The organism is Chryseobacterium sp. FG46 (assembly GCF_057809135.1).
On record NZ_JBMDJJ010000038.1, the window covers coordinates 16,535 to 31,945 of the forward strand.

12 protein-coding genes are annotated in these 15,411 nt (G+C 37.0%); 8 read left to right on the top strand and 4 right to left on the bottom strand.

Going from position 1 to position 15,411, the window contains the following annotated elements; all coding sequences use genetic code 11:
- Positions 1–45 precede the first annotated feature (45 nt).
- The 4 genes from ACODR7_RS19600 (at position 46) to polA (ending at position 5,562) form a co-directional block, all read left to right on the top strand.
- Positions 46–909 (top strand): lytic transglycosylase domain-containing protein, encoded by an 864-nt coding sequence (locus ACODR7_RS19600; RefSeq protein WP_488841736.1) that lies wholly within the window; start codon positions 46–48, stop codon positions 907–909.
- A 345-nt stretch (positions 910–1,254) separates the two neighbouring features.
- Positions 1,255–1,668 carry a type VI secretion system tube protein TssD gene (gene tssD, locus ACODR7_RS19605; RefSeq protein WP_062675331.1) on the top strand — a complete coding sequence of 138 codons (414 nt, stop codon included), beginning with the start codon at positions 1,255–1,257 and terminating at the stop codon, positions 1,666–1,668.
- A gap of 366 nt (positions 1,669–2,034) precedes the next feature.
- Positions 2,035–2,448: a type VI secretion system tube protein TssD gene (gene tssD, locus ACODR7_RS19610; protein WP_076596274.1), complete on the top strand. Its 414-nt coding sequence runs from the start codon at positions 2,035–2,037 to the stop codon at positions 2,446–2,448.
- Positions 2,449–2,727: 279 nt separating this feature from the next.
- Positions 2,728–5,562, top strand: coding sequence for a DNA polymerase I (polA, locus tag ACODR7_RS19615; protein WP_488841738.1), 2,835 nt, complete (start codon positions 2,728–2,730; stop codon positions 5,560–5,562).
- A gap of 84 nt (positions 5,563–5,646) precedes the next feature.
- Here polA and ACODR7_RS19620 read toward each other — a convergent pair whose 3' ends face one another.
- Positions 5,647–6,045: an immunity 22 family protein gene (locus ACODR7_RS19620; RefSeq protein WP_488841740.1), complete on the bottom strand. Its 399-nt coding sequence runs from the start codon at positions 6,043–6,045 to the stop codon at positions 5,647–5,649.
- A gap of 214 nt (positions 6,046–6,259) precedes the next feature.
- On the opposite strand from ACODR7_RS19620, the gene ACODR7_RS19625 reads away from it, so the two are divergent.
- Positions 6,260–6,907, top strand: a complete 648-nt coding sequence (locus ACODR7_RS19625) for an MgtC/SapB family protein (protein ID WP_488841742.1) — start codon at positions 6,260–6,262, stop codon at positions 6,905–6,907.
- Between the two features lie 41 nt (positions 6,908–6,948).
- On the opposite strand, the gene ACODR7_RS19630 is transcribed toward ACODR7_RS19625, so the two are convergent.
- Positions 6,949–7,572 carry a copper resistance protein NlpE gene (locus ACODR7_RS19630; protein WP_488841744.1) on the bottom strand — a complete coding sequence of 208 codons (624 nt, stop codon included), beginning with the start codon at positions 7,570–7,572 and terminating at the stop codon, positions 6,949–6,951.
- 183 nt (positions 7,573–7,755) lie between these two features.
- On the opposite strand from ACODR7_RS19630, the gene ACODR7_RS19635 reads away from it, so the two are divergent.
- The 3 genes from ACODR7_RS19635 to ACODR7_RS19645 all read left to right on the top strand — a co-directional run bounded on the left by ACODR7_RS19635 (position 7,756) and on the right by ACODR7_RS19645 (position 12,037).
- Complete coding sequence (locus ACODR7_RS19635) at positions 7,756–9,894, top strand: S46 family peptidase (RefSeq protein WP_488841746.1); 2,139 nt, start codon at positions 7,756–7,758, stop codon at positions 9,892–9,894.
- Positions 9,895–9,965: 71 nt separating this feature from the next.
- Positions 9,966–10,964, top strand: a complete 999-nt coding sequence (locus ACODR7_RS19640) for a polysaccharide deacetylase family protein (protein WP_488841747.1) — start codon at positions 9,966–9,968, stop codon at positions 10,962–10,964.
- Positions 10,961–12,037 carry a GNAT family N-acetyltransferase gene (locus ACODR7_RS19645; protein ID WP_488841749.1) on the top strand — a complete coding sequence of 359 codons (1,077 nt, stop codon included), beginning with the start codon at positions 10,961–10,963 and terminating at the stop codon, positions 12,035–12,037. Before ACODR7_RS19640 ends, ACODR7_RS19645 begins: the two co-directional genes overlap by 4 nt.
- A gap of 86 nt (positions 12,038–12,123) precedes the next feature.
- On the opposite strand, the gene ACODR7_RS19650 is transcribed toward ACODR7_RS19645, so the two are convergent.
- Together ACODR7_RS19650 and ACODR7_RS19655 are read right to left on the bottom strand one after the other, a co-directional pair.
- Entirely contained in the window at positions 12,124–14,994 is a 2,871-nt protein-coding gene (locus tag ACODR7_RS19650) for a M16 family metallopeptidase (protein WP_488841751.1), read from the bottom strand.
- 209 nt (positions 14,995–15,203) lie between these two features.
- Positions 15,204–15,411 (bottom strand): hypothetical protein (locus tag ACODR7_RS19655; RefSeq protein ID WP_488841752.1); only part of this gene is annotated, 208 nt, incomplete at its 5' end.

The following is a 15,411-nucleotide window of genomic DNA, read 5'->3' on the forward strand; positions in this document are numbered from 1 at the left end:
GATTTGCCATCAGCTTTTACCCTTTTACTTATAAATGAAATTACAATGAAAACGATTGCCAGAAATATCTTTACAGGTTTTCTATTATTAGGATCCGTTATCATGATCAACGGACAGTTTCTTGCCGCTTCCGATACCTCGGAAAGCAGTGTGAAAAAGTATAAAGGTATCATTAATGCCAATAAAGATCTTGTAGAATTTATTGAACAGTTACTCCTTCAGAAAGGTCTTCCCAAACATTTGAGAAACCTGGCCCTGATTGAATCCCATTTTGACAGAAATATTACCTCAGGAGCAGGAGCAGTAGGTATCTGGCAGTTCATGACAGCCCATGCCAACCAGTATGGATTGACAGAGCAGGGACGTACAGATATTTATAAAAGTACCAAAACAGCTACTATTTCCTTAAGTAATCTTTATAAAAAGTACAATAATTGGGTGACTGTGGTAGCTGCCTATAACTGCGGTGAAGGAAATATTGCCAAAGCAATGGAAGCCGCAGGTTCCTCCCAGTACCATGAGTTTTATAAATACCTTCCGGCAGAAACCATTAATCATGTGAAGAAATATCTTAATGCATGCTATGCTACCGGAGAGCTTCAGAGTGTATTGAATAATTATAATTCTGCAAGACTCAATAAGATTTTCTTTGAGGGAGACCGTAAAGAGACCGCTGCTTCGCTTTCAGAAACAGAGATCAATGCCGGGTTCAACCTGAATGTGGTTGCTGCTGAATTGAACGTTGATGTAGACAAAATCCTTGCCTGGAATCCCGGAATAATGGAAGAACTCCAGAAAAAAGGGGAAAGTCCATTCTATCTTCCCGTGGATCTGATGCCGGATTTTCTGCTGAGAAAAAATAAAATATTGGTTCGTTCCTTAAAAGAAGGTGGAAAGACCCAACAGTAAAATAACAGCAATACCATACAAAGCAATCAGTTGATCTGGTTGCTTTTTTATTAAGTAATCTGCTGAAAACAGGTCAATTTTTTATTAATATATTCTTAATATTTCTCACTTAAGTGTAAAGTTATTGTTTTTGTTGTTGGTTTTTAGTTGATTCAAAACCTTTGTTGATAAGGTTTTGGATGGCTTTGTTAAATCCATTATCGTAGAATTACTACAAGAAATCGTAGAACTACTACAAATTTTCAGATTTCCGTTCAAAAGCTTTTTTTAGCAGAAAAGAGCTTCTATATTTGCTAACACAATCACCACATCACAAAATATTACTAACGATTAAATTTACTAATCATGGCCGAAAGAAATTCAAGAGGAATCTTAAAATTCAACAACGGAGAAGGACAGAAGCTGTTAAAAATGAACTACAGCGTATCAAGATCTACAGACGTTTCAGGACGTGTAGCATCAGATCCTTCTAATGCATTAATCAAGGTTACAGTAGAAGCTACTGAAAAGTCAGACATCCTTGAAAGCTTACTAAACGGTAAATATAAGCCGACAGTAGGAGAGATTACTTTCAACAAATCTCATGAAGAAGGAACACTGATCACTTTGAAATGGGAAAATGGATACGTCATCCAACACGAAGTAGACTTCGATGCTATTGACAGCAACAGTATGCTGATCAGCTTCGTCATCAGTGCAGAAACCATTGACTACGGTACTTCTCAGTACGCAGGACTATGGCCTTCAGCAGGTAAATAAGCCTATTCATCATCTTAGTAAAAATAAAATTGGTACAGAACAGCGGACAAGAGACCCTGTTCTGTTTTTTTATTTAATAATTAGGCTTTTTGAAATAATATTTGATACAATATATCTCTTTACAGTGTAATAATGTATGTTTAAATTCTGTTGTTAATATATTTATTATAAGGTGTTTATGTTGTTTTTTTAAATCTAATGTCGTAGAATTACGACAACTAATCGTAGAACTACTACATCAAATCGTATAATTACGACACTTTTTCAGATTTCCTTTCAATTGCTTTTTTTTCAAAACCAGGGGCTTTATCTTTGTTATATAATTATTGAATTACAATTTATTACTAACGATTAAAATTTACAATCATGGCAGAAAGAAACTCAAGAGGAATCTTAAAATTCAACAACGGAGAAGGACAAAAGCTGTTAAAAATGAATTACAGCGTATCAAGAGCCACAGACGTTTCAGGACGTGTAGCATCAGATCCTTCCAATGCATTAATCAAGGTGACAGTAGAAGCTACTGAAAAGTCAGACATCCTGGAAAGCTTACTAAACGGCAAATATAAGCCGACAGTAGGAGAAATTACTTTCAATAAATCTCACGAAGAAGGAACACTGATCACTTTGAAATGGGAAAACGGATACGTCATCCAGCATGAAGTAGACTTCGACGCAGTAGACAGCAACAGTATGCTGATCAGTTTCGTAGTAAGTGCTGAAACCATTGACTACGGTACTTCTCAGTACGCAGGACTATGGCCTTCTTCAGGTAAATAATCCCATAAACTTAAATAAAAAAGAAACAGTATGCCTTTGGGTATGCTGTTTTGTTTTTATAAAAAGTAGCTGTACAAAGCAAAAAATGGAAAACAGTCGAAATAAAAATAGACCAATCAGTCTTAAAACCACCGCTGCTGAAAAGTGATTGTCATATCACGTACCCTGCAACTCGGGCCTTGTACCCTGCACTCCAAAACTCAAATCCGATACCCGAAACCCTTCAACAGGCTACCAATTTTTACTCCTATTTTCTTATATTTGTTCATTATTCAAAATATGGACGCAACACAAGATAAAAGGCTGTTTCTCATCGATGCTTATGCGATGATTTTCAGAGGATATTACGCATTGATCAGGAATCCGAGACTCACCAGCAAAGGTTTGGATACTTCTGCCATCTTCGGTTTTACCAATTCTCTCATAGAATTGATCAGAAGAGAAAAACCAACACACCTGGCAGTAGTTTTTGATGTAGGCCAGGCCAGTGTGAGGACGGATGACTACTCAGATTACAAAGCCAACAGAAGCGAGACTCCTGAAGCAATCAAAATTGCTGTTCCATACATCCATAAAATTCTGGAAGCAATGCATATCCCGATTCTTGGAGTGGAAGGATATGAAGCCGATGATGTCATTGGGACTATTGCGTGCAAAGCAGAAAAAGAAGGATATACCACTTTCATGGTGACGCCGGATAAAGATTTTGCACAGCTGGTTACCGATAAAATTAAAATTTATAAACCAGGCTTAAAAGGCGGTGATATTGAGATTCTGGGAGTTGAAGAAGTAAAGGCAAAATACGAGATTGAAGACCCTAAACAGGTGATTGATTTCCTGGCCATGATGGGTGATGCAGTAGATAATATCCCTGGACTGGAAGGAGTAGGAGAGAAAACTGCAATGAAATTCCTGAAAGAATTCGGAAATATTGAAACGTTGCTTGCCAATACCGATAAGCTTAAAGGAAAACTGAAGGAAAAAGTAGAAGCTTCTGCGGAGCGTGGTATTTTGTCTAAAAAATTAGCGACTATCATCTGTGATGCTCCTGTAGAATTCCATCAGGAACAATATGACCTTGAAACTCCGGATTTTGAAAAAGTAAAAGAGGTCTTTGATGAAATAGAATTCAGAAGACTATATGAAAATCTATACAGAGCTTTTGCTCCTGCTGCCACAGAAACATTAGTGGTGAGTGAAGTAGAAGTGAAGCAGAGTCCAACAGGAGCAGAAGTTAAAGGGCAGGCGATGCAGCTTGACCTTTTTGCCAATTTCGAAGAATTGGAGCAGGCTACTTCTACAAAGTCTACCATTGAGAATAATGATCACCTTTATCAGTTTATCAATAATCCGAAAGCACAGAAAAAACTGGTCGAAAACCTGCTCCGGCAAAAAGTAGTTTGTTTTGATACAGAAACTACTTCATTAAATGAGCTGGAAGCAGAATTGGTAGGAATGAGCTTCTCTTACAAGAAAGGACTTGCCTACTATATTCCACTTTCTGAAAACAGAGAAGAAGTGTTGCAGACCCTGGAAATTTTCAGACCATTTTTCGAAAAAGAAGACCTGCTGAAAATTGCTCACAATCTTAAATACGATTATAAAGTTTTAAAACAATACGATATCACCGTGAAAGGGGCCATGTTTGATACCATGATTGCCCATTACCTCCTGAATCCGGATGGAAGACACGGGATGGATTACCTTTCAGAAGTATACCTGAACTATAAACCCGTATCCATTGAAACCATCATCGGAAAAAAAGGGAAAAAACAGGGGAATTTCAGAGATGCTGATCTGAGAACGCAAACAGATTACGCAGCGGAGGATGCAGATGTAACTTTCCAACTGTATGAGCTTTTTGCACCACAGCTTAAAAAAGAAAATCTGGAAGAGCTTTTCTACAATATTGAGATGCCTCTGATGGAAGTGCTGGCGAAAATGGAGCTGGCAGGAATTTCTCTGGATGAAAAATGGCTGGCTCAGGAAAGTATTGACCTTGAGAATGACCTGAAGCAGCTGGAAGCAAAGATTTTTGAACTTTCAGAAGAAGAATTCAATATGAATTCACCTAAACAACTGGGAGAGATTCTTTTTGAAAAATTACAGCTGGATCCGAAAGCCAAAAAAACAAAGACCGGACAATATGCAACCTCAGAAGATGTTCTTCAGAAGTTATCTTCAAAACATGAAATCATCAAGCATATCCTGGAATACAGAACCTATCAGAAATTAAAATCAACCTATGTAGACGCTCTGCCTTCACAGATTGAGAAAAAAGATAACAGAGTACATACCAACTTCTCGCAGACTACAGCCGCTACAGGCCGTTTGGCAAGTGTAAACCCGAACCTGCAGAATATTCCGATCCGAACCGTGAGAGGCCAGCAGATTCGTGGAGCTTTTGTTTCCGGAGAAGGGAAAAAGATTATTTCTGCCGATTATTCACAGATTGAACTTCGTTTAATTGCTGAAATTTCAGGAGAGGATAATATGATTAAAGCCTTCCAGGATGGAGAAGATATCCACGCTTCTACAGCAGCCAAACTCTTTAAAATTCCTTTGGCTGAGGTGTCTAAAACCCAGAGAAGTCAGGCTAAGACTGTAAATTTTGGAATTATTTATGGGCAGGGAGCTTTTGCTTTGGCAGAGCAAACGGGATTATCCCGTACTGAAGCTAAACAAATGATCGAAGCTTATTTCGAAACGTATCCGAAACTGAAGGAATATATGGCAGAGCAGGTGAGTAAAGCGCGCCAGTTAGGATATGTGGAAACCATATTGGGAAGAAAACGTCATCTGAAAGATATCAACTCTAATAACTTTGTGGTAAGAGGTCATGCAGAAAGAAATGCTGTGAACGCTCCTGTTCAGGGAAGTGCGGCAGATGTTGTAAAGCTTGCCATGATTAAAATAGACCGGGAATTGGAAGAGCAACAGCTTAAAACAAAAATGCTTCTTCAGGTGCATGACGAATTAATATTCGAATCTCCAACAGATGAGATTGAAACCGCCTCAAAACTGATCAAAACTGAAATGGAAAGTGCCTTAAAAACACAGGTTCCGCTATTGGTAGAGATTGGTGTAGGAAACAACTGGTTAGAAGCGCATTAATAAAATAGAGTATTATACTCCAATGATATAAAAAACTTCCGTCTTTTGGCGGAAGTTTTTTGTTGTATTGATTTATCTTCTTATTTAAATATCGTATTCTATTTCCCCTACATAATGCAGTGAAAAATCGTCATTTTCTACAGAAACCGGAGTAGGAATAACAAATCGTGTCGCAAAGATGATCGCATTCACGGGCGTATCCAGACTTAGTTCATTCAATTTTTTCTCTAGGATTGGAATCCATTGGTCAGCATAAGAATATTCTGCAAATTTGTCATAAAGACTAAGGCTTTCATCCTCAAAACCATATTCTATAAAGTCATCGTCAAACCACTTGATATTCTGTGATTCTGCGAACTTGGAAACATACTGATCATCAGTTTCTTCCTCTATATAATAATTTTCATCCTCCTCTACGAAGCTATAGAAATCTTCTTCATTTTTGAAATATCCTAACCAGAAGTGTGAAATTTCTTTATCCATAATTGTATATAAGTTTTATTTTTTTGATAAGTGATATTTTCCTGCACTGATAAATATCCCTTTTATGCAAGGAAATTGCTGCAACTAAAATGTAATATTACAAAAGTTTTTTCCGGAAATACATTTTTTGAGGTAACAACATAAAATCTCCGCAGCAAAGATAGTTCCTTAATAGTATTTATTGTAAATTTATTCTCAGTTTAAATTGTAAAATATGGATTTTCTTCAGGATCATTACGCTATTAAAAATGAATTGCTGCTTATCCTTATTTCTGTTATTTTAGGACTGTTCATTGGTGCCGAAAGAGAATACCGTAATAAGTCGGCCGGTCTCAGAACCTTTATTCTTGTGTGTTTTGGAGCCTGCCTGTTTACCATACTTTCTATAAAAATAGGTGTGGCCAATCCGGATCGTCTGGCGGCCAATATCATTACGGGAATCGGATTTCTGGGAGCAGGAGTCATTTTCAAAGGAGATAATAAAATTGAAGGAATTACCACAGCAACCACTATTTGGGCCACCGCTTCTATAGGAATGGCGGTAGGTTCCGGCTATATTTATATTGCGCTCCTGGGAACGGCGTTGGTTTTAATCGTTTTGAGTGCCTTAACCTATCTTCAGAATTTTATTGATAATTTCCATAAAGTGAGAGAATATAGAATAACACTTATCCATTCAGAAGATATTAAATATTGTGAAAATATTTTTAAAGAATATCATTTAAACTATCAGATGATTAAACAGCAGTATTCACAGGGAAGTTTGGCTGTAATATGGAGACTGACAGGTAAAAATACCCATCACGAAGAAGTAATCAGACGCCTGGTAGAGGATCCGAAGATTATAGCCTATCAGTTTTAGATGATATAAAAGCAAAAAAATAAAGGCCTGAGCCTTTATTTTTATTTTTTCTTGAATACATAATGGTCTTTGTTGGGACCATCAATCTCTTTTCCTTCCATATCAAGCTGGATCAGCATATTCTCACCTACTTTATATTTATAGTTGGCAGATTTCCCTTTTAAAGTAATCATGCTTCCTGTAGCATCCCATACAAAAGAACCTTTATCCTGGTTTTTTGAATTTCTCTCAAGGTATTCCTCAGTAATACTGAATGTTTTATCATCATTCAATGTCAAAGAAGTCTTGATTCCCGGGCAGTCAGCGCAGGGAACTGTTGCTTCATAAGTTCCCGCCCAGTCCAGTGCATTTTCAGAGGTATCACCTGCAGCTGTAGGAGTAGCTTTAGTGATGCTGTCTGTAGCAGCAGGTTGTACAGCCGCAGCAGAATCTGTAGTGTTGGTTGTTTCAGTAGCTTCCTTTTTAGAACATGAAGCGAGGAACAGAACAGATGCCATTCCTAACACAAACATTTTGCTTTTCATCATAATAATTAATTTAAGGATGTTTTTAACAATAAAGTTACTTCCAATCAACAAAAACTGAGCCAGAAGAACATTGAACAGCAGATTTGAGCAATGGTGAATAGTCAATTCGCTTCGCTTGTCAATTTTTATTTTTTGCATCAATTTTAAATGAGTACATGATGAATTGGAAGTGCCTTCTGAGAAAAAATTCACCTTTCACTTGCGAAGCAAAATTGACCATTCACGATCAACCTTTTTAAAAAAGACCTTGCAACAACTTTTCCACCTGTTTTATAAAGCCTATTCATATTTTTCTTTGTAAATTGGGGCAAAATTTTGATTATGACAAAAAAGATACTTTTATCTGTATTTCTTTTGCCGGCTGCAATGGCATTTGCGCAACAATATGGAGGAATGTGGATTCCTACAGAGCTGAATGAAAAGGAAATGAAGGATTTAGGAATGAAGATCTCTGCAAAAGATATTTTCAATCCTCAGAAACCAAGCATTAAAGATGCGGTTGTACAGTTTAACGGCGGATGTACTGCAGAAATTATTTCACCTAAAGGATTGCTTTTAACCAACCATCACTGTGGTTTTGGGCAGATTCAGGCACACTCTACCGTTCAGAATGACCTGCTTTCAAACGGATTCTGGGCAAAAAATACAGCAGGAGAACTTCCCAACCCGGGAGTAAAAGTAGATTTTATTGTAGATATAAAAGAAGTTACTGATCCCATATTAGAAGGTACAGATAACCTTACAGAACCTGAACTTACTAAAAAGATCAACAACAATATTGAGGTGTATAAAAACTCTCAGAAAATTGAATCTTACCAGTCGATCATGGTAAAGCCAATGTATTATGGAAACAAGTACTACGCTTATACCATAGAAACGTATAAAGATATCCGTCTTGTAGGAGCACCTCCTCAAAGTATCGGGAAATTCGGAAGCGATACGGACAACTGGGTTTGGCCGAGACACACCGGGGATTTCTCTATGTTCAGAATTTATGCGGACAAGAACAACAAACCTGCAGAATATTCAAAAGACAATGTACCTTTCGTTCCAAAACACTACTTACCGGTTTCTATCAAAGATAAAAACGAGAACGATTTTACTTTTGTTTTCGGATTCCCGGGAAAAACTACAGAATATCTTCCTGCAATCGCTGTAGAAAAGATCATGAAAGATATTGATCCTGCAAGAATTGCGGTACGTGATGTAGCTTTAAAAACATTAGATGAAAAAATGCGTGTTGACAATGAAACGCGTATCAAATATGCTTCAAAATATGCTTCCGTTGCAAACTACTGGAAAAAGTGGATCGGTGAAGTAGAAGGATTGAAAAAATCCAATGCAGTAGAAAAGAAAATAATGTATGAAGGTTCTTTGGTGGCTAAAAACCCGGAGATTAAAACTACTTTGGATCAGCTGAATAAACTGTACAATGATCAGGCTCCTTATGCATTAAACAATGCTTACTATACAGAAGTTATCAAAAATGCTGAGACTTTGAAATTAGCTGGTGATTATTATGACTTCGTTGCTTCTGTAGAAGCAGGGAGAATGGATGAAAAGGAACTTTCAAAACTGAAAACAAAATTAACTTCTTTCTATAAAGACTACAGTGCAGAGCTTGATGCTAAAGTAACAGCAAAACTATTGGCTTTATACGTTAATAAAACGGCACCTCAGTTTTTACCAACGGGATTCAACAAATATAAAGATGAAAATGCCAATATTCCTGTTGTAGAAGATATGTCTAAAAACTCTATCATCACAGGAAGAACAGCTGTAAACGGAGGAACATTGACTGCCGATATTGATAAAGCATTTTCTAATCAGGATAAACTGATCAGGACTTTAAAGAAAGATCCTATTTATCAATTATATGTTTCGATGAAAGAAACCTATACGAAAACTGCAGATCCGCAATATACTTCTATGCAGGCAAAAATTGATGCTTTACAGAAGAAATTTATGGCACAGCAGATGCAGACGGATAAAGACAGAAAATTCTTCCCGGATGCGAACTCAACACTTCGTGTAACGTATGGTAAAGTAAAAGGTTCTACTCCCAGAGATGCGGTTTCTTACGGATACCAGACTCATCTTGCAGGGGTAATGGAAAAGTACGTTCCCGGAGATTATGAATTTGATGTTCCACAGAAACTGATTGATCTTTACAACAAAAAAGATTTCGGAATCTATAAAGATAAAACTGGTGATGTTCCTGTAGGGTTCACTGCAACGAACCATACTACCGGAGGAAACTCAGGAAGCCCCGCTCTTGATGCCAACGGAAACCTTGTCGGATTAAACTTCGACAGACAGTGGGAAGGAACAATGAGTGATATCAATTATGACCCGCGTTTCAGCAGAAACATCATGGTAGATACAAAATATATCCTTTTCATCATTGATAAGTTTGCTGATTCAAGGTGGCTTGTTGATGAAATGAAAATCATGAAATAATTTTAAAAGTTATACCTTTAAGAATCTATTTGAATTTAATTTTGAATAGATTCTTTTTTATTTAAAATAGGATGAAAGACAGAATCATCAATGTTTTGGCAGCTTTTGAATCTGAGAATATCGGGAAATCATTTCCGCTGGATTATTGTCTGCCGCTTTATCATAGTGTTTCAGACAAAGAACTTCCTCATTTAAAACATGTGATCCGCTATAAGACGACCCAACAGTTTGAAGACGATCTCGATCATATGGCCAGGAATTTTCAGTTTGTAAACTGGCAGGAGTTCAAAGGTTATAGATCAGGGAGTTTCAAGCCTTCGAAAAAAATTGCCCTTCTAACTTTTGATGACGGCTTCAGAGAATTCTACGATATTGCCGTTCCTATTTTGGAAAGAAAGGGAATATATGCCTGCAATTTTATCAATCCTGCTTTCATAGATAATAAAGATATGATGTTCAGATGTAAGGCGAGTCTTCTTGCTGATGCAGCTGAAAAAATGAAAACCATAGATCCCGAAATTTATTTTATCTTATCGCTGAAAAATGCAGACAGAAGCATTTTACGAAAGAAAATTTTATCTGTAAATTATCAGCAAAAAGATATTTTGGACACGCTTGCTGAAAAATTTGAGGTAGATTTTAAGGCTTATTCAAAGGAATTTAAACCTTATTTGACAACAGAAGAATTAAAAAAACTTACCAACAAAGGTTTCGGAATTTCTTCGCACAGCTGGGATCATCCGAAATATGGAGACTTATCTTTGAAACAGCAGATGGAAACAACAGATAAAACCTTTAATTATTTAAAAGAAAATGGTTTTTTATACGAAAGTTTTGCTTTCCCTTTTACTGATTTTGAAGTAAAGAAAGAATTTTTTGATGAACTTTATAAAAATGAAGACATCTACTGCAGCTTTGGGTGTGCAGGTATAAAACTGGATAGCGTAAAGAGAAATTTCCAGAGGATTCCAATGGAAATGGGAGAGAGCGGAGCACAGATACTGAAAAGGGAAATCACTTACTTCAGATTGAAAAGCCTGATGAATAAAAATACCATCGTGAGAAAATGATAGCGCTGAAAACTTTCAATAGAAATCAGCTGGACGATTTTATATCATCCGGAGCTTTCCGGCAGTATGATTTTCTTCCGATTACCAGACATCGGGCGCTGTCTCATATTCAAAATCCAAAAGCATCAGATGAAGATGTACTTCTTATTCTTGCCTTTTATGAAGAAAAACTGGTAGGTTATGTGGGATGTTTTCCTGATTCCTTTATTATTGACAGAAAAGAAATCCGTTATGCCTGGCTCAGTACCCTGTATGTAAAACCGGAATACAGAAAGAAAAGACCAGCCAAAGCATTGCTGAAAAGAGTTTTTGAAGAATACGAAGGCAGGATTGCCATTACAGAATTTACCAAAGAAGCAGAAGCACTCTACAATATTATGGGGGTTTTTGAATATGTCTTTCCTAAAGAAGGTAAACGCTACTACTTCAGAACCGATGCGGCTAAAATGATTCCTGAAAAGAAACCGGGAACGAAACCGTTGAAACCTCTTTTTCAAATTCTTGATGCTGCAGCCAATGGACTGATCTCAATAAAGAATCTGGCCGCGCCAAAACCAAATTTCAAATATGAAGTTCTGAATAGGATCGACAAAGAAAGTGCAGATTTTATAAACAGGTTTTCTGGTATGCGAGATGCAGACGGAATTGACACTTTTATCAATTATCCCTGGGTTTTAGAAGGTAAAAAAGATAAAAAATACCTGTTTTCAAGTTTTGCTGACAGCTTTAAGTTTTATTGGATTAAAATTTTGGATCAGAATAATAGCCTTACTTCTTGTTTCCTGTTGCAGCTCCGTGATGGCTATCTTAAAATACCTTACCTTTTTACAGAGGGTAATTCAGATGAGGTGATCCGTTTTTTAAAGTATTTCATTGTTACCCATAAAGTAAAAGGTTTTACTTCTTATCAAACCGTATTGAACAGAGAAATACAGCAGTCAAAAGTACTTTCTTACATCTATGAACGTGATTTCAAGAGAGAGTATTTGTTTCATAAAAATCTTTTGGAATTACTTCCCGATCACTTTAACCCAAACTATCAGGATGGTGACGGAGATTGCATGATGACGTAAAAGAGTTATCGATTATCATTGATCAGTTATCATTCATCGTTTATAAAAAATAAACCGCCCGATACAATTATCAGGCGGTTTGTTTTTTAATGTCCAAATATATCTTTCAGACTTACTTCTTTAAATGCTCCCATTTTGTTGACGGCTTCCATATCAAGATTCTCTTTCTTGCCGATAATGGCCGTGTTAAAATGTATTGATTGAACTTCTGTCTTATAAAAATGGTTGATGTCCTCAAATTTCAGCTGCTTGATCTGTTCATAAATATCTTTTCTGAAATCATGATAGATATTCAGTTTCTGAAGTCTTAAGGTATTGAAGAATATATTATTTCGGGTAACCCTTGTTGAAGCAATCTGTTTCAGAGCTGCATTTCTGGCATTCTCAAACTGAATGGGTACTTCAGGAAGTTTATTCATCAGTTCATTCAGAGTATCTACAGCAATCATCAGCTTGTCTGGCTGAGTTCCGATATAGGTGGTCACATAATCAGGATGGTTCAGCTCAGAGTTTGCTGCATAAGAAACATAAGCAGAATAGGCCAAACTTTTACTTTCCCGCATCTCCTGGAAAACAATAGAAGACAATCCTCTTCCAAAATATTCATTGAAAACATTGATCTTTCCGAAATGAAGCGGATTCACCTCGTTTCCTTTACCAATCTTGCTCATTTCCATCTGAACCATATCGTAGTTGATGAAATTCACCTTTCCTCCCGTTTCTGGTTCCGGATACTGCTTGGCTTCAGGGATCTGAAGACTTTCAGGCTTTGTATATTGACCGATGTATTCTTTAAAGTTTTCAAAGTTTTTACCGTAGAAGAATACCTGATAAGGATATTGGAAAAGCTTTTTCATTCTGTCTGTGAATATTTCAGAATTGCTGTTTTCAAGTTCTTCTTTAGAAATGACATCTGTAAAACGTGAGTTGCTGCCCAGTTTCGTATAATTGTTCAATGCCGTTATAATACGGTTTTTATCTTTCTTGATGGCCTCTCGGTTTTCCAGTACTGTGTCCACAAACTGATTATAGATTTTCTGATCAGGTTGTACATCATGCATCCAGTGCTGAAGAAGAGCAATTCCTTTTTCTATATTTTCTTCCAGTCCGCTTAGGGATATGATCAGTTGGTTGTTCGTGGTTTTAAAATCATTGCTGATTCCGATTTTGAAAAATTCCTTTTTTAAATCCTCCGGTGAAAGGGTATCAGTTCCCAAATACTGCAAAAGCTGAGTAGAAATTCCTAAATCTCTGTCATTATCACTTCCAAAAGGGAAAATAAAATGTACCTGAGCAATATCGTTATACTTATTCTTTACAAAACTTAATTTCTTTCCGTTACGCTGATCCGTGATGATCTCTTTTTGATAATCAATAAATTCAGGCTTAATATCTTCAGTTTTATCCGCCAGAATCTCTTTTAAAAATTCCGATTGAGTATCACGGTTGATTTTAACAGGAGTAATTCCGGGATTCTCAACCCTGATCAATTTGTCATTCACCCCTTTTTCTTTATTGACAACCACATAGTTTTCTTTGAAAAATTCATTGGCAAAATTCACAACGTCATCTTTGGTGAAAGCGGCATATTCATCCATTTCATTCAGTTCCTCTTCCCAGGTTCTTCCTTTTATATAGGAATCGTAAAGATTGGTGGCAAGACCTTCGGCGGTTTCAAGACCTTTCATTCTCTGAAGTTTGAAATCATTGATGATGGCTGGCAGCATCCAGTCCGGAAAATCTCCTTTCTTGATCAGCTCAATTTCATCCAGTACCATATTCTTTGCATCCTCCAGAGTCTGTGTTTCCTTAGGAATAGCAACGATGGAAAAGTATCCATACTGTCTTAATCCTACAGAAAAAGCCTGAGCCCAAAGCATCTTCTGAGTCTGATTAATATGCAGATCCAGTAATCCTGCTTCTCCTCTGTTGCTGAGGATATTCGCAACCACATCAGCCAGCATTGCTTCTCTTGTTCCATAGCTGTCTGTTCTCCACGCAAGCTGAGTACGTGGAGTAGTAGGGCTTTTTACCGTTCTCACTACAACGTCTGTAATAGGCTGTTCAGTAATGGGTGTTTTTATAGGAAGCTCCTTATAAGGTAAAGTTCCGAAATACTGATCGATTAATCGGATCGTCTCATCAAAATCTAGATCCCCAACCAATACCATAGCATAATTATTGGGAACATAATATTCATCAAAATACTTATGAATAGCTTTCATCGATGGATTTTTCAGGTGTTCCGGTTTTCCCAGCGTTGTTTGCTGCCCATTAGGATGAGTAGGGAAAAGAGCATCCATCAGTTCGTAGCTCACAAGTCTTGTGTCATTGTCCTGCGCTCTGTTGAACTCCTCATATACCGATTCCAGCTCAGTATGGAAAAGGCGAAGTACAATTTCAGAGAATCTTTCCTTTTCTATTTTAAGCCATTTTTCAAGTTCATTGTTCGGAATATTGTTTTTGTAAACCGTTTCATCAAACCAGGTATGCGCATTGGTACCACTTGCTCCCAGAGAAGAAATTGCTTTGTCATATTCATTGGCAATAGCATATTGGCTGGCTTCCTGCGAAACTTCATCGATCTTTTTGTAGATTTCCCTTTTCTTTTCAGGATTCTGTTCCGCTTTATGTTCTTCATATAAAGCCGAGATCTGATCAAGAAGTTCTTTTTCCTTTTCCCAGTTCTGAGTCCCGATTTTAGATGTTCCTTTAAACATCATATGTTCGAGATAATGCGCCAATCCTGTATTATCAGAAGGATCATTATTACTTCCTGTTCTTACCGGAATAAAGGTCTGTATTCTTGGTGCATCAAAATTCTGAGCAAGAAAAACCTTTAATCCATTTTTCAAAGTATAGATTCTGACCTTGTTTTCGTCATGTTTTATTGTAATATATTCGTAGTGGTTTTTATCCGTATGAACCGTCTCCTTATATTTTCTTCTGTCTATCATATATAAAACTCATTTCATTCCTTAGAAACCGGAATGCACTACAAATGTAAGCAATCAAAAAAAATGTTAGCCTCTTTTTATCATTATTACATCTATTGTTATAGTTGAAAAGGTGAATCACTCACCATAAACTGTTTCTCAAACCCGAATATCATCATATATATATGGTAACTATAATTTCATACTCTCACCCTTAAGAGCATAATTCTCTATTTCTCACCAACACTCTTACCCTCTTTTATCTTCAACCCTTTCACTCTCTTACTCTCCAACTTTTTTTTGGGAGCTTCATCCTGCTCTCCATTCCTACTCCTCGTGCCTGCGAACTCCCACGCCCAAACCCACCCACCCTCCAACCCATACTGCGGGGTAACCATTTCTATCAGGGCTAGGGGAGGAGTTATAAATGATGAATGA

Bases quoted from the DNA above. Each gene is read 5' to 3' on its own strand.
- ACODR7_RS19645 (WP_488841749.1), top strand. From the start codon at position 10,961: ATGATAGCGCTGAAAACTTTCAATAGAAATCAGCTGGACGATTTTATA.
- ACODR7_RS19640 (WP_488841747.1), top strand. From the start codon at position 9,966: ATGAAAGACAGAATCATCAATGTTTTGGCAGCTTTTGAATCTGAGAAT.
- ACODR7_RS19635 (WP_488841746.1), top strand. From the start codon at position 7,756: ATGACAAAAAAGATACTTTTATCTGTATTTCTTTTGCCGGCTGCAATG.
- ACODR7_RS19625 (WP_488841742.1), top strand. From the start codon at position 6,260: ATGGATTTTCTTCAGGATCATTACGCTATTAAAAATGAATTGCTGCTT.
- ACODR7_RS19630 (WP_488841744.1), bottom strand. From the start codon at position 7,572: ATGCAAAAAATAAAAATTGACAAGCGAAGCGAATTGACTATTCACCAT.
- ACODR7_RS19620 (WP_488841740.1), bottom strand. From the start codon at position 6,045: ATGGATAAAGAAATTTCACACTTCTGGTTAGGATATTTCAAAAATGAA.
- ACODR7_RS19600 (WP_488841736.1), top strand. From the start codon at position 46: ATGAAAACGATTGCCAGAAATATCTTTACAGGTTTTCTATTATTAGGA.
- polA (WP_488841738.1), top strand. From the start codon at position 2,728: ATGGACGCAACACAAGATAAAAGGCTGTTTCTCATCGATGCTTATGCG.
- tssD (WP_062675331.1), top strand. From the start codon at position 1,255: ATGGCCGAAAGAAATTCAAGAGGAATCTTAAAATTCAACAACGGAGAA.
- tssD (WP_076596274.1), top strand. From the start codon at position 2,035: ATGGCAGAAAGAAACTCAAGAGGAATCTTAAAATTCAACAACGGAGAA.
- ACODR7_RS19650 (WP_488841751.1), bottom strand. From the start codon at position 14,994: ATGATAGACAGAAGAAAATATAAGGAGACGGTTCATACGGATAAAAAC.